The organism is Nocardia sp. CDC153, assembly GCF_035818515.1.
GTDB lineage: Bacteria > Actinomycetota > Actinomycetes > Mycobacteriales > Mycobacteriaceae > Nocardia.
The window spans coordinates 1-22081 of record NZ_JAYKYU010000009.1 but is presented as its reverse complement, the minus strand read 5'-3'; the positions used below and the strand labels follow the sequence as shown (position 1 = coordinate 22081).

The 22081-nt window shown below is 69.9% G+C and carries 14 protein-coding genes and 1 pseudogene; 9 read left to right on the top strand and 6 right to left on the bottom strand.

Going from position 1 to position 22081, the window contains the following annotated elements:
• Positions 1-28 precede the first annotated feature (28 nt).
• A complete protein-coding gene (locus VMT65_RS36310) occupies positions 29-904 on the bottom strand; it encodes a haloalkane dehalogenase (protein ID WP_326313230.1) in 876 nt (291 codons plus the stop codon).
• 69 nt (positions 905-973) lie between these two features.
• Positions 974-1489, bottom strand: a complete 516-nt coding sequence (locus VMT65_RS36305) for a MarR family winged helix-turn-helix transcriptional regulator (RefSeq protein ID WP_326313229.1) — start codon at positions 1487-1489, stop codon at positions 974-976.
• Between the two features lie 114 nt (positions 1490-1603).
• On the opposite strand from VMT65_RS36305, the gene VMT65_RS36300 reads away from it, so the two are divergent.
• A complete protein-coding gene (locus VMT65_RS36300) occupies positions 1604-3289 on the top strand; it encodes an MFS transporter (RefSeq protein WP_326313228.1) in 1686 nt (561 codons plus the stop codon).
• 105 nt (positions 3290-3394) lie between these two features.
• A complete protein-coding gene (locus VMT65_RS36295; RefSeq protein WP_326313227.1) occupies positions 3395-4555 on the top strand; it encodes a zinc-binding dehydrogenase in 1161 nt (386 codons plus the stop codon).
• Between the two features lie 7 nt (positions 4556-4562).
• On the opposite strand, the gene VMT65_RS36290 is transcribed toward VMT65_RS36295, so the two are convergent.
• From VMT65_RS36290 to VMT65_RS36280, 3 genes are all read right to left on the bottom strand, one after another.
• Positions 4563-6125: a dynamin family protein gene (locus VMT65_RS36290; protein WP_326313359.1), complete on the bottom strand. Its 1563-nt coding sequence runs from the start codon at positions 6123-6125 to the stop codon at positions 4563-4565.
• A gap of 182 nt (positions 6126-6307) precedes the next feature.
• On the bottom strand, positions 6308-8149 hold the full coding sequence (locus tag VMT65_RS36285) for a dynamin family protein (protein WP_326313358.1): 1842 nt from the start codon (positions 8147-8149) through the stop codon (positions 6308-6310).
• 94 nt (positions 8150-8243) lie between these two features.
• Positions 8244-9770 (bottom strand): IniB N-terminal domain-containing protein, encoded by a 1527-nt coding sequence (locus tag VMT65_RS36280; RefSeq protein ID WP_326313226.1) that lies wholly within the window; start codon positions 9768-9770, stop codon positions 8244-8246.
• A gap of 316 nt (positions 9771-10086) precedes the next feature.
• Between VMT65_RS36280 and VMT65_RS36275 the strand changes: the two genes are divergently transcribed.
• The 6 genes from VMT65_RS36275 to VMT65_RS36250 all read left to right on the top strand — a co-directional run bounded on the left by VMT65_RS36275 (position 10087) and on the right by VMT65_RS36250 (position 19833).
• On the top strand, positions 10087-11829 hold the full coding sequence (locus tag VMT65_RS36275; RefSeq protein ID WP_326313225.1) for an Hsp70 family protein: 1743 nt from the start codon (positions 10087-10089) through the stop codon (positions 11827-11829).
• A 13-nt stretch (positions 11830-11842) separates the two neighbouring features.
• Entirely contained in the window at positions 11843-14710 is a 2868-nt protein-coding gene (locus VMT65_RS36270; RefSeq protein ID WP_326313224.1) for a LuxR C-terminal-related transcriptional regulator, read from the top strand.
• A 46-nt stretch (positions 14711-14756) separates the two neighbouring features.
• Positions 14757-15869 carry a hypothetical protein gene (locus tag VMT65_RS36265; RefSeq protein ID WP_326313223.1) on the top strand — a complete coding sequence of 371 codons (1113 nt, stop codon included), beginning with the start codon at positions 14757-14759 and terminating at the stop codon, positions 15867-15869.
• A 118-nt stretch (positions 15870-15987) separates the two neighbouring features.
• A complete protein-coding gene (locus VMT65_RS36260) occupies positions 15988-17340 on the top strand; it encodes a S1 family peptidase (RefSeq protein ID WP_326313222.1) in 1353 nt (450 codons plus the stop codon).
• A 149-nt stretch (positions 17341-17489) separates the two neighbouring features.
• A complete protein-coding gene (locus VMT65_RS36255) occupies positions 17490-18836 on the top strand; it encodes a S1 family peptidase (RefSeq protein ID WP_326313221.1) in 1347 nt (448 codons plus the stop codon).
• 163 nt (positions 18837-18999) lie between these two features.
• Positions 19000-19833: an NRDE family protein gene (locus VMT65_RS36250; protein WP_326313220.1), complete on the top strand. Its 834-nt coding sequence runs from the start codon at positions 19000-19002 to the stop codon at positions 19831-19833.
• 187 nt (positions 19834-20020) lie between these two features.
• Here VMT65_RS36250 and VMT65_RS36245 read toward each other — a convergent pair whose 3' ends face one another.
• Positions 20021-20824 carry a hypothetical protein gene (locus tag VMT65_RS36245; RefSeq protein ID WP_326313219.1) on the bottom strand — a complete coding sequence of 268 codons (804 nt, stop codon included), beginning with the start codon at positions 20822-20824 and terminating at the stop codon, positions 20021-20023.
• 322 nt (positions 20825-21146) lie between these two features.
• Here VMT65_RS36245 and VMT65_RS36240 point away from each other — a divergent pair.
• Positions 21147-22081: pseudogene (locus tag VMT65_RS36240) on the top strand (Fe-S oxidoreductase); the annotation flags it as partial.

The window sequence follows — 22081 nt, the reverse complement described above, 5'->3', positions numbered from 1 at the left end:
GTCGAACCGGCCCGATGCGAAATCCGACCTACCGGACTTCGGCCGGGCTGCCGAGCAGCGCGTGGCGGCGAATCCAGTCGGCGACCGCCGCGCCGATCTCGTCCGGCCGCTCCTCCGGGCAGTGATGCCCGGCCGCACCGATATTCACGGTCTCGGCGGAGGCGAAGGTCCGCGCGGCCCAACCCACCGCCTCGGGCGAGCCCAGACCGACACCCTGATCCACGTGCATGATCAGCTTGGGCACCTCGGGGGTGTCGGCCATCGCGCGGCCGTAGTTCTCCACGATCGCGACCGTGTCGCCGGGCTCCTCGAGGATCGGGAATTCCCGCGGCCACACCAGCATCGGCTTGCGGGACTCCGGGGTCGGGTACGGCGCGCGGTACGCGTCGTGCGCCTCGGCGGTCAGGCCGGGAATCGCGGTGGGCAGGTTGAATTCGATGAACAGATTGTCCTCGAGGATCATCTTCTCGCCCTCGGGCGACCAGAAGCGCCGGAACAGCTGCTCGCCCTGCGGCGGCAGGTCGGACCAGTGCAGCGGCCGCAGGAACGTCTCCACCACGGCGATGCCGCGCACCCGGCCCGGGTGCCGGGCGGCGAAGTCCATGCCGAGCGCCCCGCCCCAGTCGTGGCCCACGATCACCACGTCGTCCAGGCCGAGCGCATCGAACCAGGCGTCGAGGTAGCGGGCGTGGTCGACGAAGCGGTAGTCGCTCGCGGGCTTGCCGGAGGCCCCCATGCCGATGAGATCCGGTGCCAGGGCGCGGGTTTCGCCGCTCACGTGTGGAATCACATTGCGCCACAGGTAGGACGAGGTGGGGTTGCCGTGCAGGAAGACGACCGGAACGTCGCCGCTGCCGGTGTCGGTGTAGTTGATGAACGAGTCCAGGATGTCGATGGTGGCCATCGTCGGTGTCCTTCCGGGTGAATTGCCTACACCTGGTTGGACACGCGCCGGGGCGGCCTGTGACAGCTCCTAGGTATGACCTGGGTCACAGATCGGCATGACGCCCGGCTCGACCGTCAGGCCCGGGTGCACCCCCGGCGTGAGGCCGTTGCCGATGGACATCCGCTGCAGCATGGCCAGCATGCGCGGCCGGTCCTCGGGCTCGAGCGGGGCCAGCAGCTCGGCGTTCAGCCGGTCGGCGAGTTCGCCCGCGCGCGTGATGGTCTCGCGCCCGGCGGGCAGCAGGTGCACCGCGTGCGCGCGCCGATCGACGGGATGGCGACGCCGTTCGACCAGCCCCCGCCGCTCCAGGGCGTCGATCACGCTGACCATGACATTGCGGTGGATGCCGAGCGCCTCGCACAGCTGCTGCTGGGTCCGCCCGTCATTGGCCTCGAGCAGGCGCAGCGTGCCGTACTGCGGCGGATTGATGCCCAGCGGCTCGAGCAGCTGGCCGAACCGGTAGGCGGAGTGGGATCCCAACTGCCCCAACAGGAATGCGGAACTGGTGAACAACGGCATACGGGTGGGATCGACAGCGGTCACCCGCCCAGCATACAGCAACGCCTCATAGGTGATTGCCCTATTGCGGGATAATCACTTCAGGTGCATAGTTTCAGGCGGGCCCCGTCACACTCACCGCACCGAAGAGAGTTCGCAGTGGAAACCGACATCTCACCCACTCTCGATCCACGCCGCTGGATCGCCTTCGCCGTCGTGCTGGCCGCCGGATTCATGGACCTGCTCGACGTCACCATCGTCAATGTGGCGGTGCCCAGCATTCAGCGGGATCTGGGCGCGGCCTACTCCGAGATCGAATGGATCATCGCCGCCTATGTGCTGTCCTTCGCGGCGGTGCTCATCACCGGCGGCCGCCTCGGCGACATCTACGGCCGCAAGCGGCTGTTCCTGGTCGGCATGGCCGGATTCACCGCGGCCTCGCTGGCCTGCGGCATCGCCTCGTCGCCCGCGCTGCTCATCGGCTCCCGCTTCGTGCAGGGCGCGATGGCCGGGCTCATGGTGCCGCAGATTCTGGCCATCATCCGGGTCACCTTCCCGAAGCGCGAGCGCGCCAAGGCGATCGCCATCTACAGCGGGGTCGGCGGGTCCGCCTCCGCGGTGGGGCTGTCGCTGGGCGGGATGCTGGTGCAGTGGAATCTGCTGGATCTGGGCTGGCGGCCCATCTTCCTGGTGAACGTGCCGGTGGGCATCGCGGCACTGGCCGCGGCGGCCGTGGTGATGCGGGATTCCCGTTCCGCGCACGCGCCGCGGCTCGACATCGTCGGCATGGTGCTGGCCGTCTCGGCGGTGCTGCTGCTGGTGTACCCGCTCACCGAGGGACGCCGATTGGATTGGCCCGCCTGGACTTTCGTCATGATGGGCGCGGCCGGGCTCACGTTCGTGGCGTTCGGCGTCTACGAGCGGTGGCGAGCGCGGACCATCGGATCGCCGCTGGTCGACCTGGAACTCTTCCGGTCCCGGCCGTTCACCGTTGGCCTGGCCAGCTGGGGACTGTTCTGGATCGGCTTCGGCGGGTTCTTCCTCATCTGGACGCTGTTCATGCAGGCCGGACTGGGCTGGTCACCCATGCGGGCCGGGCTCACCTCGGTGTTCTTCGCGGTCGGCGCGGGCATTGGCGCGGGCGTCTCGGTGAGCGTGCTGGCACCCCGGTTCGGCAAGTGGGTGCTGCTGGCGGGCGGGCTGGTCACCATGGGCGGGTTCGGGCTGTACGGGGCCATGGCCGCGCACTACGAATCCGATTTCGCCTCTTGGCAAATGGTGTTGCCGCTGCTGGTCACCGGCATCGGCTTCGGCATCGTGGTCGCGCCGACCATCGACATGCTGCTCGGGCGGATTCCCGACCGCGAGGCCGGGGCCGCGTCCGGGCTGCTGAACACCGGGCAGCAGTTGGGGATGGCGCTCGGCGTGGCGCTGGTCGGGATTCTGTTCTTCGCGCAGCTGGACCACGATTCGGTCCGCGGCGTGGATTCGGTCGCGGCGCAGACCCGGACCGAGCTGGCGGCGACCGGTGTGCCGGAACCGGCCCAGGACCAGATTCTCGCGGGCTTCCGGGCGTGCGTGCGGTATCGGTCCGCCGAGGTGGATCCGTCCGTGGTTCCGGCCAGTTGCCAGTCCACGCCCGGTGATCCGCGCATTGCCCAGACCCTCGCCCGCGCGGGCAAGGACGCGAACGCGGTGAACTTCGCGCACACCTTCGACTACACGATGGTGTGGGGCATCGGGCTGCTGGCGCTGGTCTGCCTGGGATTCCTGGCACTGCCGCGCGATACCCGGCTCGAACAGCACGAGATCGAGGCCGACGACGAGGAACTCGTCACCGTCTGATCGATATCCGGACAAAAGCGGCCGCGGGTTCGGTGATTCACCGGACCCGTGGCGCGCGTCGGTGAAGAATCCCCACTGTCACCGTCTTTCGGACAGGAGTCAGGCATGCGCGCGACCGTGGTCAGCAAGGGTGAATTCCAGGTCGAGGACCTGCCGAACCCGGTGCCCGGTCCGGGCCAAGTGCTGATCAGCGTGACCCGCTGCGGCATCTGCGGCTCCGATCTGCACGCCCGCGTGCACTGCGACGAGCTGGCCGACCTGGCCGCCGCCACCGGCTACGACCGCTTCATGCGCTCCGATCAGCGGGTGGTCATGGGACACGAATTCACCGGGGAGATCATCGAATACGGTCCCGCCACCCGCCGCCGCTGGAAGCCGGGGACGCCCGTGGTGGCGCTGCCCATCCTGCGCACCGGGCGCCGGCCCGAACTCACCGGACTGTCGGTCCACGCGCCCGGTGGCTACGCCGAACAGGTGGTGGTGCAGGAATCCATGACCTTCCCGGTGCCGGGTGGTCTGTCTCCCGATCACGCGGCCCTCACCGAACCCATGGCGGTGGCCTGGCACGCGGTGCGCAAGAGTCGAATCACCAAGGGGCAGACCGCGTTCGTGATCGGCTGCGGGCCCATCGGCCTGGCGGTCATCACCATGTTGAAGGCCGCGGGCGTGCACACCGTCGTCGCCAGCGACTTCTCGCCCCGCCGCCGGGAACTGGCGGGCCGCTGCGGCGCGGACGTGGTCGTCGACCCGAGCACCGAATCACCCTGGGAGGCAACGCCGAAGCAGCCGCGCATCACCGGTGCGGCCGATGTGCTGAATCTCGGGTTCGACGCCATGGAGCGGCTGCGGCGCATCCCGAACTTCCCGTGGTGGTATCTGTTCCGCGTCCTGCACGGCCTCAACCGAGGCCCCGCGGGACCGGTCGTCTTCGAATGCGTCGGCGTTCCGGGCATCATCGACCAGATCCTCACGGCCGCACCACCATTGACGCGGGTCGTGGTCGTCGGCGTGTGCATGCAACAGGACGCCTTCCACCCCGCCACGGCCATCAACAAGGAGATCGAACTTCGATTCGTGCTCGGCTACGATCCGGGCGAGTTCCGCGACACGCTGCACATGATCGCCGACGGCAAGGTCGATCCGGGCCCCTTGATCACCGGCACCGTCGGCCTGGATGGCATCGACGCCGCCTTCGCCACCCTCGCCTCGCCCGACCACCACGCCAAAATCCTCATCGACCCGCGCAGTGACCGCACCACGCCCTGAGATTCGGCTACCGGTGCTGTCGCAGTGCCGGGAACGGGGTGGTCGGCGGCTCGTGGAGGATGTCCAGGAGCCCTTCGGCACTGCGGGCGGCGGTCAGGCAGGCGCTGGCGAAGGACTGATCGGCCAGGGGATGACGGGCGCGGGCGCGCCAGGTGTGCACGGCCGCCAGCGCGACCTCGCGCTGGGTGGGGAGATCGGTGTGCGCGGACAGACCCAGGCGCAGCGTGGGCGCGACGCCCGCGCCGCCGATGAGCCGGTGCAGTTCGGCGAGATCGGCCGGCGGTAACGGGAATTCGTCGGTGCGCAACTGGGCCAGCAGCCGCAGCTCCGCGAAGGCGTGCACGTCCGCGAGCAGGGTGCGAACCCGGGGCAGCAGGGTGTCGGCGGCGGTGCCGGGGTTGGCGGTGAGGATGCGCGAGAGGGCGGTGAGGGCCGAATGCGCCTTCAATTCGTCCGCGCGCTGGGCGAATTGGACGTCCAGGACGGTGCGGAGTTCATCGAGGCCGCTGCGGGCGGTGAGCTCGGCGGCCAGCGCCTGGGAACCGCGCACACCGAGCCGGATCAGGGTGACGGCCAGGCGGATACCGAACAGGCCGAAACGCGCGGCCAGGTGGGCGCGCAGTTCGGCGGGCACGGGCAGCGGCAGATCCGGGTGGGCGAAGCGGTCGGCGGACAGCAGGGCCGCGGTGAGTTCGTCCACGGGAATCGCGGCCAGCGCCTCGAAGGCGTCGTATTCGCGCTGGCGCAGCGTGGCGGCGGCGAAGGCGAGCAGGCCCGCGACCGGAATCACGGACTGGCACAGGCCGGTTCGCTCCAGTTCGGTGGCGAAGCGGGCGGCCACATCGCGCGCGGAGTGCAGGGCGTCGATGCGTCCGGCCCCGATCTCATCGGCCCGCGACACCACACCGATCACGCCGAGCGGACCCGAGAAGCCCTGCGGCGCACTGCCGCTCCCGCTCGGCCCCGCGCCGATCCGCTCCAGGAAGTCGACATCGGCGGTGTCGAGGCGGCGCAGCAGATAGACCACGGCGTCGGCGGGCGGCAGCACCGGACCCGGACCGCCCGGGGTGAGCAGCCGCGCGGTGCGGGCCGACACCTCCCGCGAGAGCGAGGAGATGCCCGGCGTGTCGATGATGGTGGTCTGCGCCAGCTCCGCGGACGGCCACTCGACGGCCAAATGGTCCACCTCGCGCGGCGTCGGCGAATTCCAGCGTGGGGCGGACAGATCGAAGGTGAGCCCGTGCGCACCCGGCAGCCCCTCGGTCCCGCGACCGCGCCGCACCACCACATCCGCGTGCGAGCCGTCCGCGGCGTACGCGGTGACCCGCGGCGCGGGCCCGTGGCGATACCAGGTGACCAGCCGCGTGCACTCGGTCGCGTCGGTGGGCGCGATGTCCTGCCCGACCAGCGCGTTCAACAGCGTCGACTTACCGGCCTTGAGCTGTCCCGCCAGGGCCACCCGCAGCGGCTCATCCAATCGCCGCGCGCACTCGTCCAACTGCCCGCGCACTCGCGGCCGATCGCCCAGCGCCCGCCGCGCGGCCGCCACCAACCCGCGAGTCTCCGCCACCAGCCCGTAGCCGACACCGCTCGCGTCGTCCCGCCTGGGCTCCCGATTCCGAAGCACTCCGCACCTCCACGCATTCGCTTGGCATTCGCGCCGCTCCGGCGAATCGTTAGCAGATGGCGCGGTGACTCACACCGAATTCGCAGTTCCGAGGGATGTTCCGTCACATATGCCCGACCGTCGGCTCAGGGGCCGGGTGGGAGCTGCGGCGTGCCCTGGGGCTGCGAGCCCGGAGCCGCGGGACCCAGGAGGGCATTGGCGTGGTGACGGAGTTCGGCGACCACGCGCAGGCGGCGTTCCAGTTCGGCGGCGCGCTCGGTGCGGCGGGCGGCCTCGAGGTTCGCGGCCTCCTGGGCGGCGCGCAGGGATTCGTCGAGGGAGCGCAGGGTGCGGTCGGCGATGGCGGTGAAGTGGTCGCGCAGCAGGCGGTGGATCCGGTGCAGGCGGTCCTTGGTCTCCTTGCCCGCGTGGAAGGCGATGTCGTCGAGGTAGCGGCGCACCGCCAGCTTGGCGTCGGCGCGGCGCTTGGCCAGCCGGGCCTTCTTGTCGTCGCTGAAGGCCTTGCCGCCCAACAACACTCCCGCGCCGAGGGACAGCGGATTGATCAGCGCCATTCCGGCCATGGTCCCGACCATGCCCGCCATGATCACGCCGCCGTAGGAGCCGCGCACACCCACCAGGAGCTTGTGACTCAGTCCCAGATCGGGTTCCAGATCCGACAGCGTGCAGGAGGCGGTGCGCGACGCGCCGTCGAGCGTGCCGCGGACCTCCGGCAGATCCACCGCGCCGAGCTCGGTGAAATGCGCGGCCACCCGCTCGGCCAGGCGCACGGCCCGGGTGCCGGTCCACACCAGATTGTCGCCGACCGCCGAACCCACGGTGGCCGTGAGCCATTCGTCGATGCTGTCCCAGTGGCGGCCCGGATCGTGGTCGTCGATCCAGTCCTCGGCGGTGCGGGCGATCTCGCGCAGCCGGTCGCGCAGATCGTGGTCGATGTCCCCGGCCAGATCGGTGATGCCGTCACCCAGCGTCTGCTGCCAGGTGGCGGTGTGGCGATGCAGTTTCTCGGCCTCGGCCTTGGCGGCGTGCAGTTCGCGAATGGCGGCGGCGCCGCGCGCCGGATCACGCAGGGCCACCAGTTCGCTGCCCAGGGCCAGGGCCAAATGCTCTGCGGCCGAGGAGATGTCGAGCGCTACGGCGCGCTGCAGGGCCGCCTGGTCGCGGGCCACCACCTGTTCGCGCAGGAACTGGAACACCAGCCCGAAACCGGACTCGCGACCCAGGCCCTCGTCCCGCAGACGCATGGCGTGGGCGCGCAGGACCGCCGACACCGGCAGCATGGGCAGCTCGAGGTCGGCGGTGCGCAGATGGGTGCGATTGGCCTCGAACACCTGCCGCCAGTGCGGATACAGGTCGATCTTGGTGACCAATACCGCGACGGCCGGGCAGAGTTCCCGCACCTGACGCAGGAAATCGACCTCGGTCTCGGTGAGTTCGGTGGAGGCATCGGTCAGCACCAGCACCGCGTCGGCCGCCGGAGCCTGGCCGAGAATGGTTGCTGTGCCGGTGTTTCCGTGCGCACCGAGGCCGGGGGTGTCCACCACCACGATGCCGTCGGCGAGCAGCGGACTGGGTGCCTCGAGCTCGAGGCGCAACACGGTGCGCCCCTGCGGGCTGCGCGTGCCGACCGTCGGAATCGCCTGGAATGGCAGCGGTTCCCGCGTGTTCTCGGTTCCGTCGGCACCGGCCGCCACGATGGTCGCCCGCGGTTCGGGGCCGTAGGACAGCACGGTGCTGACCGTGGTGGTCGCGTCGTCCGTCACCGGGCACACGTCCATATTGACGAGCGCGTTGACGAATCGGCTCTTGCCCTGATTCCCCAACCCGGCCACCAGGATCCGCCGCCGCGGATCGCGGACCCGGCCCGCCACCGTCTCCAGCCGGGCGACCAGATCCCCGCGCTGTGCGGCCCGCGCCACCGCGATGGTCTCCTGCACCATCGTCAGCAGCGGATTCGCCGCCACCATGCTCGTCACTGCCTACTCACCGAACCTATTCCAGCCGTACGTGTCTCGGAGGACCTCGCTCACCGCGGCGAACCGCGGTGAGCGACCCCTCGCCCTAGGAATGCAGCATGTCGCCGACGATGTCCCCGCCGGCATGCGCTCCCAGATCCGCCCCGGTGTGCGCCGCACCACCGCCGAACAGCGACGCATCCGCCCCCGGCGCCTGCACCCCACCCCCGAACGCCTGCGAAACATCCACCCCCGCCCAAGGATTCACCCCCGCCCCATGCAACCCGGCGTCCACCGCACCCCCACCATGCGCCCCCACATCGAGCCCGCTGCCGACCTGGGCCCCGCCCTGGCCCGCCCCCGAGAGCCCGGTATCCAGTCCTCCGCCGACCCCCGTGACCGCATTGCCGACCCCGGTCAAGCCGGTATCCACACCCCCACCGAGTTGAGTCCCGGCATCGAGCGCCGAATGCACACCTGCGTCGAGTCCGGTACCTACGCCCGCGCCGATTCCGGTGGCGGCATTCCCCGCACCAGAAATGCCGGTCTCCAAACCACTGCCGATCTGGGCACCCAAGTCCGCGCCGGTGTGAATACCGGTATCGAGCCCGCCCTGCAGCCCCGCGCCGACCCCTGTCGCCGCATTGCCCATGCCGGAAATGTCGGTTTGCAGGCCGCTTCCGAGATGAGTGCCGAGATCAGCGCCGGTGTGCAGGCCGGTATCCAGCCCCGCGCCAATCCCGGTCGCCGCATTACCCATGCCCGAAATGCCCGCATCCAGGCCGCTTCCGAGTTGCGCACCGAGATCCGCGCCGGTGTGGAGACCCGTGTCGAGGCCGCCCTGCAGCCCTGCGCCAACCCCTGCCGCAGCGTTGCTCACGCCCGAAATGCCTGTCTCCAAGCCGGTTCCGAGCTGCGTGCTCAGATCCGCGCCGGTGTGGAGGCCGGTGTCGAGGCCCGCGCCGAGATCCGCTGCGGAGTTCAGGGCTCCGGTCAGACCGGTTTGGAGGCCCGCGGCCGCGTCGGTCCCGGCGGAAACGCTTGTGCCGAGGCCGGTTTCGAGACCGGCGGCGGTGTTCAGCGCTCCGGTGAGGCCCGTGGTCAGGTCGGCTCCGGCATTGGCGAAGGCGTCGGTGGTGGCCTGGATGCCGGTTTGCAGGCCCGCGCCCAGGTCGGTGGCGGCCCCGACGACCGCGCCGATGTTGTTGGACAGGCCCAGATCCAGGCCCGTGCCGGTGCCGCCGTTGAGGACGACCTGGCTGGCGGCGGTGGTGCCGAGGTTGATCCCGGCCACGTCGCCGAGGCCGACGCTGCCATTGGCCCCGAGGCCGCCGTTGACGCCCGCTCCGACGCCGAGGCCGGTGTCCGCGCTCAGCCCGGTGTCGGCCCCCAGCCCGGTGTCGGCGCTCACGTCGGTCGCGCCGCCCGCGGCGATGATGTCGGACAGCTGCGAACCTCCCGCAACCAATGCGGATTCGGCCACCATGGGCGCGACGGCCGCGATGTCCTCCGGCGTCACATTGTCCAGTCCGGCGGCGGCCAAGGCCGCTCCCGGATTGGCGCAATAGCTGACCGCGGCCTCGTGGTCGCGCAGCAGATTGAGGATGAACTCGAGAATTGCGTTGGGGCTCATGATAAATCGTCTCCCTGGATGGGCGGGCCCCGCTGACCCGCGCTGCTCGAATGTCCTTTCACGTTAGGAAGCCGACGCGTTACGCGTAACGGGGCGAACTCCCCTGTCTCCGGTTACGTACACCCGGGGGAGAAGGTGGACATTAGGGGAATTTCCCCATACCTGTCGGGGAATCGGTAACGACGACCCCCCAGCTACCGACAGGCTCGGTGGGTCGCCCGGCGTAACCCAAGGATTTCGTACAAATCAGACCGAAGAGCTTTCATACGGCACGCGATTCACCCGACGCGGGTCAGGGAATGACAGGGGAACTCGAATGAGTCAGGGGCTGGCGCTCGGCATCACCGTCGGGTCGTCCAATACCGTCGCCGTGACGACTTCGGGGGGACAGCACAGAGTGCATACGCGGCCCAGCATGCTGGGCGCGGAGCCGGAAGTTCCGGAAAGTTTCCTGTCCCGGGTCGGGGATCCCGTGGACATTCGCACGCGCGACGGATCCGCTGTTCGCGCAGCGGATCTGGTGGCCGGGGCCATCGGTCGGACCGTGCACGACGCGGGCCCGGCCGACGCCGTGATCGCCTGCTATCCGGCGTGGTGGTCGCAACACACCGTCGAGGTGCAGCGCGCGGCCCTGGCCGAGGCCGGGCTGGACGCGGTGACCCTGGTCCCGGAGCCGACCGCGGCCATGCGCTGGCTGCAGGAGGTGCACGAGTCCAGCCACGACGGCGCGATGGCGGTGTACGACCTGGGAGCCACCGGCCTGACCGTTTCGGTCGCCCGCACGGGCACCATGTCGGGCCTGCTCGGCGAACCGGTACGGACCACCGCGGTGGCCGGTTCGGAATTCGATCTACTGACAATGCGATACGTGCTCGCCCATGCCCTCGGCGATAAGGATTTCGATCCTTTCGATCCATTGGTGGAACAAGAATTGGCGGCACTCCGAGTTCGCTGCAAAATTGCGAAAGAAAGTCTCTCCACAAATACCGCGACCATGGTGCCCGTGCGTTTGCCGGGCATGAACCAGTTGGACGTACGACTTGTTCGCGACGATATCGAGGAACTGCTGCGCGGCCCGCTGCTCGGTTCCACCGACCTGATCCGCGAGGCCCTGCGCCGGGCGGGCGTGGCGGTGGCCGATCTGGACGGCTTCCTGCTCACCGGCGGCGGCGCCAGCATCCCGCTGGTAACCGAGTTGCTGTCCACCGAATTCGGCGTCCCGGTCGCGGCCGCCGCCGACCCGGCCCACCTGAGCGCGCACGGCGCGGCCCTGCTGGCCGCCGATCTGCTCGCCGACACCACCGACACCGAGGCGCATCCGGCCATCGCGGGCCGCACCGGTCACGCCGAGGCCGATGCCGCGCACGCCCTCCCCCGCACCGCGGCCGGTCTGCCGCAACGGGTTCGCGCCGACTCTCTAGCCGGTTCCGGCGAGCCCGCCCGCGACGACACCGACCGCGCACCGAACTCCGCTGCCGCCCAGCGGGTTCCGCTGCTCCCCGAGTTGCCCACCGAGGGTCCGGGCGGCGGCTTCCGCCATTGGAAGCGGCTCGCCGTCTTCGGCGCGGCCGCCCTGGCGGTGGCCGCGGTGGCCACCGGGACCCTGGCCATGGGCACCGGCGCGCAGTCGTCGTCCACGAATCCCAGTGCGCCCCAGAAGCCGTCGACCTCCGCGGTCGCGCTCGACGCCCCCGCGCCGACGGGCGGCGCGACCGTCTCCGCGACCCCGATCGCGGGCAACCCCGTGGTCGCGACCAAATCGGCGCAGCAGCCGGGCGGCGCGAAGGCCCCCGCGACCGGCACCCCCGCACCCGCCGGTGACGCGGCCGCCCCGGCGGACACCCCTGCGCCACAACAGGATTCGGCGGGATCGCAGTCCCCGGCCCAGCAGCCGCCCAGCCAGGCGCAGCAGCCGCCCCAGACCCAACCCCAGGCCCCGACGCAGGTGCCGACCATCCCCTCGCCCTCGCTCCCGACGGGAGCCCTGAACAACGCCGTCGATCCGCTCGGTCATGCGATTCCGCAGGCACCGGTGCAGGTCGTTCCGCATATCGGCTGAGAGTTGGTTCCTCGTGACAGGCATTACCCCGGTGGCGCTGGATTCCCTTCCGTGCGCGCGAGAAATATTCCGGGAACTGGATTCCGACGATGCCGCGGCGGCGCTCTACCTCATCCGAGGTCGTTCCGGCACCGGTAAGTCCACGCTGCTGGGCGCGATTCGCGCCCGGCTGCGGGCCCGCGGCATCCCCCATACCGACAATCCGGCCCACGCCCTGCGCCCGCCGGGCACCCGCGCGGACGGGCATGCGGGCCGCATCCGAATCGCCCTGATCGTGGACGACGCCCACACCCTGGGCGCGGGCGAGTTCGATCTGCTGTGCGCCGCGGTGGAGGCCGGGGAGTTCCCGGTCGTCATCGGCCTGCGCCCGCGACCCCACGACGCCCGCCTGCGCGCCCTTACCGATCTGGTGGCCCGGCGCGGCCGGGTCGTCGACCTGCGTGCCCTGGGCGCGACCGAGATCGCCCCGTTCGCACGGGAATTGGGCATGATGGTGCCGCGCGGCCTGGCCCTGCACATCCATCGCCAGACCGGCGGCATCCACGGCGGCGTGGTGGCCGCCCTGACCGCCGCCTGCGCCACCCGGCTGGACGCGGGCATGACGGCGGTCGACCAGGCGGTCGCGTCCTGGGCGCGGGCTCGCCTCGACGACGCCGACCCGGACCTGTTGGACGCCCTGGTGGTGGCGGCCATCGGCGCGGGCCTGGACACCGGCGAACTCGCCGAGGTGCTCGACCTGAATCCCACGGCCGCACAGGATCTGGTGGATCGCGCCCGGGGCAGCGCCCTGGTCACCGACGCCGATCTGCTGCTGGCCCCGGCCGTCGCGCCGCTGCGGACCCTGGTCGGGGATCGCCGCTTCCTGACCGTGGCACGGCGGCTGCTGCACGCGCGCCTGGACGCCGGACTGCTGCGCGACCACACTGCCCTGCTGCTCGCCGAATCCGGTGTCCGCGACGAGCGCCTGGCCGAATTCCTGTGTGCCGCCGCCGAACGGGCCGGGGACGAGGCGGTCCGGTGCTACGCGGCCGCGGCCGCCGCCGGCGCCGATCCGGAGGCGCTCGCGGTCCGCTGGGCCGATGCCGCGGCCCGCGCCGGGGACGGTGACACGGCCCTGCGCCTGGCCGAACCGGCCCTGGCCGATCCGGCGCTGTCGCTGGCCGATCTGGCCGCCGCCGTGCGCATTTGCGCGGGCGTCTGGACCCGGCGGGGTCTGGCCGAGCGCGCCGCCCAGCTCTACACCTGGCTCGGCCCCACTCGGGTCGGCCCGGACTGGGCGGTCGCCGCCACGGTGCTGTACCTGTCCGGCGATGCCCAAGGCGCGCAGATGCTTTCGGTGAACGCCGCGCAATGGCCGCCCACCGAAGCCACCGCACGCGCGGCGCTGATCGCCAACGCCCTGTTCGACTCCATCGGATCCCCCGGTGTCGCGGGCGATGCCACGACCCCGCACGGCTCCGCCCGCGGCGCGGCCCGCCGCCCGTCGGGCACCGAATATGCCGCGCCGCCAACGGCTTTCCGACCGCCGAACGGCATCGCGATCCAGTCGCCGACCAAACCCACCGGCGCCGACCGCAACCGGCCGACCGACCTCGAACCACCCCGTCAGTCCGACATGCTCGTGGCCGCCACCCCGCAGCCCTTCGGACCCGCCTCCGCGCCAACGGGATTCACCGGTGAGATGCGAGCCATCGCGCCGACAACCCTTGCCGCGCAACGCTTCGCGAGTCCCGCCCTGGCGCACCGCGGCGCGGCCGTGTCGGCGGCCTCGGCCCTGATCCAGGCGGCGCATTCGGGACCGGCCCCCGCCGACCACGGCGGCGATCGCTTCCTGCCCTGTTCGCCGGTGTCCATCGCGGTGCTGCTGTGCCTGAGCATGGGCGACCCCCGCCGCGCGGCCGACGCCCTGCGCGGCACCGCCCGCGACCCCCAGCGCCTGGTGCTGGGCGCGTGGGTGGCCATGCTGGGCGGCGACGAGCACACCGCCCACACCCTGATGACGGAGGTCGAGCTGGCTCAACTGGATCCGCGCGACCGCCTGCTCGCCCACGGCGTGCTGGTCGGATTGGCCCGGCGCAGCGGCGATCACACCGCCCTGTCGCTGGCCTGGCAGCAGGCCGCCCCGCTGTTCGACGAGGTCGGCCCGGATCTGTTGGCGCTGCTGCCGATCGGCGAGCTGTGGCTGGCCGGTATCCGGCTGCGCGACGAGGCCCGGCTGACCGCGCTGGTGACCGGCGCGGACGAGCTGCTGCGCCAACTCGGTCAGCCGCCCGCCTGGTCGAATGCCTTCCACTGGTACGCGATTCAGGCCGCCATCGCCCAGGAGAGCCCGGAAGCCCTACTGCCGCACGCCCATCGGCTCAAGACGGCCGCGGCGGCGGGCGACCCGCAGGCCGCCGCGCTGGCCGACGCGGGCCGCACCTGGGTGCTGGTGTTGCGCGGTCAGGTGGCGCGGGCTCAGGTGGAGGCCGCGGTGGCCCGGCTGGCCGGTCTCGGCCTGCGCTGGGACGCCGCCCGGCTGGCCAGCGAGGCGGCACTGGCGGCCGGAGACTCGGCCACGGCGACGGCCCTGCTGAAACTGGCCCGCACCCTGCGCGCCCAGGCCCGCCCGCCGGAGTCGCCGGTCCGGGTGGCCGCACCGGCCGCCCCGCAGCAGCGTCCGGAACCGATCACCGATACGGTGCTCAGCGAACGCGAACGCGAGGTCGCCGAACTGGTGCTCCTGGGCTTGACGTATCGGGAGATCGGGGCCCGCCTCTACATCTCGGCCAAGACCGTGGAACATCATGTCGCCCGGATGCGGCGTCGAATCGGTGCGGGCTCGCGTTCGGAGTTATTGTCAATGCTTCGCGCCATGGGTCACGGTTCACTCCTCGTCTGACCCCGGGCGCGAGAGGACCCGGACGCACCGAGCGAGGTAGAAGAGGATGGCCACTGGGGTGGGCCTGCGCATCGCGGACGACGAATCCGTCGTCGCCGTGGTGACCGGCGACGACGCCACACTCCCGGTGCACTACACGGTGCGCGAATCCGTGCTGCACATGTCGGAGGACGGCGATGCCGTGCTGGGCGGCGAAGCGCCCGAGGGCTATTCGCATTCCATTCGCGGTTTCGTCGGCGCGGTCGGCGACCCGGCCGGGCTGCCGGTGGACGACGGCGAGGCGTACCGCGCCGAGGATCTGATGGCGACCGCCGTCTTCTGCCTGATCGGCCAGGCCGCCGAGCACCTCAACGGCCCGGCCGAGTTCTACCTCACCCATCCGACCGGCTGGCCCGACACCCATGTCCGCGCCCTGCGCGAGGCCCTGGACTATCTGGGCCTGAAGTCGGTGGTGCTGGTCGCCGAGCGCGACCTACCCCCGGCGGACGCGGACACCGGCAAGACCCTCGCCTATCAAGCCGCGCGCGCGGCGCTGGCGGCGGTGCTGTCCACCCCCGCCGGGCTCACCCCGCCCGACGCCACCGCGTCCGCCGTCAACGCCTCCGACGTCACCGACGTGCTGCCCGCCCTCAAGTCCTCCGAACTGGCCCAGGCGTATTCGGAGGCGGTCCCGGCCGTCACCGCCGCCGAGCCGTCGGTGACCCGTTCGATTCCGGCGGCGGCCGTCACGCACGCGCCGCGCGCGAATCGCGGGCCCTACATCATCGCCGCCGCGGCCGCCCTGATCGGTTTGCTGCTCGGTGGCATCGGCGTCGCCGCGGTGTTGCGCCACGACGACTCCACGCCCGGACCGCCGCGCGGGGAGGTGCGTTCCGAGCCCGCGGGCAGTGCGGGCGCCGCACCGCCGCTGCTGCCGCCGACCGGTTCCACGAATCCGACCGCCGCCGCGCCGCCGGCCGATGTGGCCGACGTGCCGGTCACCTCGGACGCGCCGACCACCACCACCCCGCCGCCCCCGACGGAAGCCCCGACCACCACGCCGAGCCCCACCCACACCACGCCGCCGACCACCACTCGCCCGTACCCGCCGATCTATCAGTACCCGCCGGTTCCCACTTTCGAAATTCCGCAACCGCCGTGGGCACAGAATCTGCGCTGATTTCGTAGCGACCTTCGGTGGTTTGTGCCCTAAAGTGGTGCGCTGACCGACCTTCCGGAGGGTAACCGGAACCGGATCCGGAAATCGTCGGTCTGCTGGTGCACTACGAAGGGACTCCATGCGCAAGTTCATGGCGCGTCGCGCCGCGGTTCGAGCAGCCACCGTCGCTTTCGCCTCGACCGTCCTGATCGGCCCCTTGCTCAGCACCGCCACCGCGGATCCGGTGTCATCGGATCAGCTTGCCGCCGAGAACCTTCCGGCCGAGTTGGTCACCGCGATCCAGCGCGATCTGAAGATGTCGCCCGCCGAATACCTCGACCGCGCCGCCAAGGCCCAGCAATTGCGGGACTACGCAACGAGTTTCCGCGCCCAGCGCCCCGACGACTTCGCGGGCGCGTGGGTGGGCGCCGACGGCAAGCCGGTCGTGGCCGTCACCTCCCTCGACGCCGCCAAGATCGCCGCCGACGACGGCTACCAGACCCGACTGGCCCCGATCAGCGCCGACGGCCTGGAGAAGTCCGCCGATCAGCTGAACATGTGGATCGCCGCGCTGCCGGTCGATCTGTCCAGCGCCATCAATTCGGTGGCCATCGACTTTCTCAACAGCCAGCTGGTACTCAGCGTGGCCAACACCCCCGCCGGGCATTTGCTGAACCTGCCCACCCTGATCGCGAATATCAAGGTGATGCTGTCCCCGGATGCCGGCGGCCCGGTCGAGCGTCGCCCCATGGGCGGTGACACCTACATCACCGCGCCGACTCCGCTCGACGATGCGGCGCTGCGCACCGTGGATGTCTGCTCATTCGGATTCAACAGTGTGGATTCCGCCGGAAACGCGCTGAACATCAGTGCCGGGCACTGCAATCCGAATGTCGAGAAAGGCACCGGCGCGGATGTCTATCTGCCGAATGTGAAAAACCTTGCCTCCAGTCCGAAGGTGGGCAGCTTCGTCTCCTCGAATCTGGGGGGCGGTAGCGCGCTGGACTATTCGGTCATCAAGCTGAACGACGACGCGGTGCGCGCCGGCATGGATCAGCCCTCGGTGCGCGGCGCGAACGGCACCACGCTCACCATTACCGGTGTGGCCGACCCGATTACCGGCGCGCCGGTCTGCAAGTCGGGCCAATCCTCCACCTTCACCTGCGGTTTCGTGGTGGCCGACCGGGTCGAGACCCAGTTGTTCACCGCCGAGGGCCAGTCCAAGACGGTGCGCGGATTCGCCTCCAGCGCCTGCACCCTGGGCGGCGACAGCGGCGGCGCCATCGTGACCGGCACGCTCGCCCTGGGCATCACCAGCGGTTCGAACGCGGCCGACGCGCCGAACTGCAACGAGGCCAATACCGCGCTGGCGCAGTACGGTGGAACCGCGTCGCTGGGCATCCCGGTGCGCGCGATTCTCTCCGATATCGACGCCAATTCCGGTGGTGGCATCGGCAGTGGAATTCAGGTGCGGACCCGGTCCAACGCCTGAGGGATGAGCGGATGGGAGGACATCCGCGAAAATCGGACATCCTTCCCATTGTGCTTGAATCCGACATGCCCGCTGTTTGCCCGGTGAATACCGAAACGTCACCTCGCAATAAGTAGGCATAACGGGCCGGACACCATATAGTCGGGGCCATGCTCCTGCCACGTATGCGCTTCTCCATGCCTTCTGCGGGCCGACGTCCACAGACCCTTGTCCGTACTGCGGCGATCGCGGCCACCACGCTGCTCGTCGCCGGACCCTTGGCGGCCAGCGCACACGCGGAACCCGCGAATCCCCCCGCGACCCCGGATCTCCCGGCCTCGCTGCTCGCGGCCATCACCCGCGACCTGAAGATCTCCCCGCAGGACTACCTGCAGCGCGCCGACACCGCGCAGAAGGTGGCCACCTTCGCCACCACCGCGCAGCGCCAGTTCCCGCAGGTCTTCGGCGGCGCGTGGTTGGACGAGACCGGTAAGGCCATCGTGGCGCTGGCCCCCGGCGACGGCGTGGACCAGGCCCGCAAGGCCGTCCAGGACGCCGGGTTCACCGCCAAGGACGTGAGCAAGAGCGAGACCACCCTGCGCGGCGAGAAGAACGCCTTCCAGCAGTGGCTCAAGGATCAGCCCGAATCCGTGTCGAAGGCCATCCGGGGCGTGGCCATCGACACCCTGAACAACAGCATCGCGGTCCGGGTGGACAAGCCCGACCTGCCGCTGCCGGGCTTCGTGGACCCGGCCCGCGTCATCGTCATGGCCGCGCCGCCGGTCGGCGGCGAGGGCCAGGAGGTGCCGCAGGCCAGCGATGTCGCCGGGGCGGGACCGCGGGCCGCGGCCGCCGGTGACGCCTACGCCTCGGTGGCCGGGCGAATGTCGCTGCGCTGCTCGCTCGGCTTCAACGGCCTCGACGCCAATGACAATGTCGTGAATATCACCGCGGGACACTGCAATCCGAACATCCCGGCCACCGGCGGCGCCAACTCGCCGGCCGTGTACCAGGTGGTCGGCGAGAGCCGCGGCCCGCAGGTCGGCGTGTTCCAGAAGTCGATCCTGGGCAACCAGGACTACTCGATCATCGGCATCAACAACGACTACCGCGACGCCTTCTCCAACCCGTTCGTGACCGTGCCGGGCGCGGCCCCGATCTCCGTCACCGGCGTGGCGGTGCCGGTGGTCGGCGCGCCGGTCTGCAAGTCGGGTGCGCGCACCGGCTTCAGCTGCGGCGTGGTGAACGCCGTCGACCAGACCGTCCAGGTCGGCGACCGCCTGCTCACCCAGTCGTTCTCGGCGAATATCTGCGCCCTGCCCGGTGATTCGGGCGGCCCGCTGGTGACCGGCACCCTGGCCCTGGGCATCTCCAGCGCCTCGTCGGTCGCCGACTACCCGATCTGCGAGATCCCCAACCTGATCGGGCTCATCACCGGCAACACCCCGCAGCTGTTCGCGCAGCCGGTGAGCACCGTGCTCTCCGACAACCCGGGCCTGCGGGTCCGCACCTCGTAATCACAGCACCCTCGAAAAGGCCGGTAGCTCAACAGCTACCGGCCTTTTCGCGCTCCGGGGTATCCGGATAGCCCTTCGGTGGCAGCGATGGGACAGCAGGGAGGCCTGGGGCGGGAGTGATCGGGCGTGGTCCGGTACCGGGGGTTTCCGGCATGCTGGGGATATGTGTTTGGTGTTGCTCGGGTGGCGGGCGCATCCGGAGTACCGGTTGATCGTGGCCGCCAATCGCGAAGAGTTCTTCACCCGCCCAACGGAATCGCTGCGGCGCTGGGACGAGGTGCCCGGCCTGGTGGCGGGCCGGGACCTGGGCGCGGCGGGCCCAGTCCCCGGCACCTGGCTCGGCGCGCTACCCGACCGCCACCGCTTCGCGACGGTCACCAATGTGCGCCTGCCCGGCGACTTCCGCGCCGACGCCCGCTCCCGCGGCGCGCTGCTCATGGATTTCCTGCGCGGCGACACGGTGCCGGAGAAGTTCGCGCGCGGCGTGGCCGCGGCCCCCGACGACTACAACGGCTTCAACCTGGTGGTCTCGGATCTGGAAACGCTGTGGTGGCACAGCAATCGGACCGATCGCACCCCGCGCGAGTTGACGCCCGGCTTCCACGGGCTGTCCAACAGCACGCTCGTCGGCTCGCTCGAACCCGACGGCGGCGTCGCCACCGGCACCCCGGATCCCGCCTGGCCCAAGGTCCGTTCCGGCGTGCGCGCCCTGGCACAGGTGGCCGCCACCACCCCGGAAGACGTGGACGCCTACCTGACCGTGCTCGCCGACCGCACCCCCGCCCCGACCGCCGAACTGCCCAATACCGGATTGGACCGCCTCACCGAGCGTTCCGCCTCCGCGCGCTTCGTCAATCACCCGGTGCATGGAACCCGCTGCAGCACGGTCCTTCTCGTCCGCGAGGACGGCACCTACTCGATGACCGAACGCACCTTCGCCCGCTTCGGCCGCGATCAGGGCACGGTGTCGTTCGAGGGGCGCGTCGAATTGCCCTGAGCGGCGCCCGATCCCGAATACACCGATGGCCCGACTCCACACCGGAGCCGGGCCATCGGACGTTTAGGGGATCAGGCGCCCCAGGTGCTGCAGGACGCGCCACCGCTGGAAGCGGTGCACAGGGTCCGGAGCAAGGTGAAGAGCAGGGTCTGAATGCTGCCGAAGTTCATGGTTCTTCCTCGAAATCTCAGTTCTGGTTGACCGGCTGCTGAGCGGCGGCCTGCTGCTGGGCCTGCGCGGCGTCGGACCACCGGGTGGTGCCGGCCGGCGCCTGCAGGGTGTTGATCAAATCGAAGCCCGCGGCGGCGAGCGTCGGTCCACCGGCGGCGATGGTGCCGAGGATGCCACCGATGCCCGCACCGGCGACGAGGCCCGGTACGCAACCGGCGACAAAGGTCACGACGCAGCCGATGATCGCGCCGAGCGCGGTGCCCACGAAGCTGCCGATGCCGATGGCGAGGCTGAACTTGGTGGAGAAGTCGTTCATCGCCTTCTGGTTCTCGGCATCCGAGGCGATGTCCTTGAGCTGGCCGGCCGGCTGGACCTGAGCCACAACGGGTTCGGTGCCGGGCTGGAAGTCGGCGGGCTTCTCGGGCACGACCTCGAGGACCTTGCCGTCATCCTTGAGTTCCGACTTCACGGCGATGTCCTTGCCGGAAACGCTGTACTTCAGCGGGAAGGAAAGCAGGACGGCACCCTGCTGATCCTTGACGTTCACCAACGTCTGCTTCGGATCCTCGGGCGTCGCACCATCCTGCTGGGCGAGCTCGAAGGTGCCGTTCTTGAGGGTGGTGACGATCTTGTTTCCGTCGGCAAGCTTGGTGGAGTAGTCGATTCCAGCAGGCTTTGCGGGAGCATCGTCGGCGTGAGCGATCGTCATTCCCATGGTCATTGCGCCGATGACCAGGGCAGCGCACGCAGTCGTACTGCGAAGCTTCATTCGGTTGTTTTCCATTCCGTCATCAGGTAATCCGCTGTGCGTCTTCGCCACGCGAGGCCCGGCTTCCCTCGGGCCATGCCACGCGCTAGGACTAGTCCTCCCCGAGCATGTGAAGATCCGCACAGCTGTCGGACAGCGTGAGCCTAGTCGATCGATCTACGATTTGCGAGATTCGTTTCTTTCTGCAGGGCAGGGGCTTTCGAAGTAAGCCTGCCCTTGGTTACAGCTGCGATTTGCCGGGATTTACGGTGTGGGAAACCCTGGACAGTTAAGTTACCGGCGGGTAACTTACCGTCCATTAGGATACGTGCAACCCGAGGTGGAACCAGGCCGCCTCGCGAGACGCTCGTAGAACCGTAAGAAAGGTCGCGACATGAATGCCCTGACAGTGACGCTGGGCACGATTGGGGCGGTGTTCACAGTCTTCTGTTGGGCATCGTTCATCGGAGGCGTGCGCAACATCGTGCGCACCGTCATGGTCGGGCAGTCCGCGCCCGATCGGTGGCGGCCCTTCTTGCCCCGCTTCAAGACCATGCTCGTCGAATTCATCGCGCACACGCGCATGAACAAGTTCCGCACGGTCGGCTGGGCCCACTGGCTCGTCATGATCGGCTTCCTGCTCGGATTCATCCTGTGGTTCGAGGCCTACGGCCAGATCTTCGATCCCGAATTCCACTGGCCCATCATCGGTTCCTGGGGCATCTACCACCTGGTGGACGAAATCCTCGGCATTGGAACGGTGGTCGGCATTCTGGTGCTGATCGTCATTCGCCAGTTGAACCACCCGCGCGTGCCGCAGCGCCTGTCCCGCTTCAGCGGCTCCCGGTTCGCGCCCGCGTATGTGATCGAGTCCATCGTCCTCGTCGAGGGCCTGGGCATGGTGTTGGTGAAGGCGGGCAAGATCGCCACCTATCACGAATCCCACACCTGGAGTGACTTCTTCACCGAGCAGGTGGCCAAGCTGCTGCCCGAGTCGATCGCCATGGTGTCGATCTTCGCGTTCGTCAAGCTGGTCTCCGGCGCGACCTTCCTGCTGTTGGTCGGACGCAATGTCACCTGGGGCGTGGCGTGGCACCGGTTCGCGGCCTTCCCGAACATCTACTTCAAGCGCGAGGCCGACGGCGATGTCGCGCTGGGCGCGTTGAAGCCGATGTTGTCCAAGGGCAAGCCGATCGATATGGAGACCGCCGACCCGGACAACGACACCTTCGGTGTGGGCAAGTTCGAGGACTTCTCCTGGAAGGACATCCTCGACGTCACCACCTGTACCGAGTGTGGCCGCTGCCAGTCGCAGTGCCCGGCCTGGAA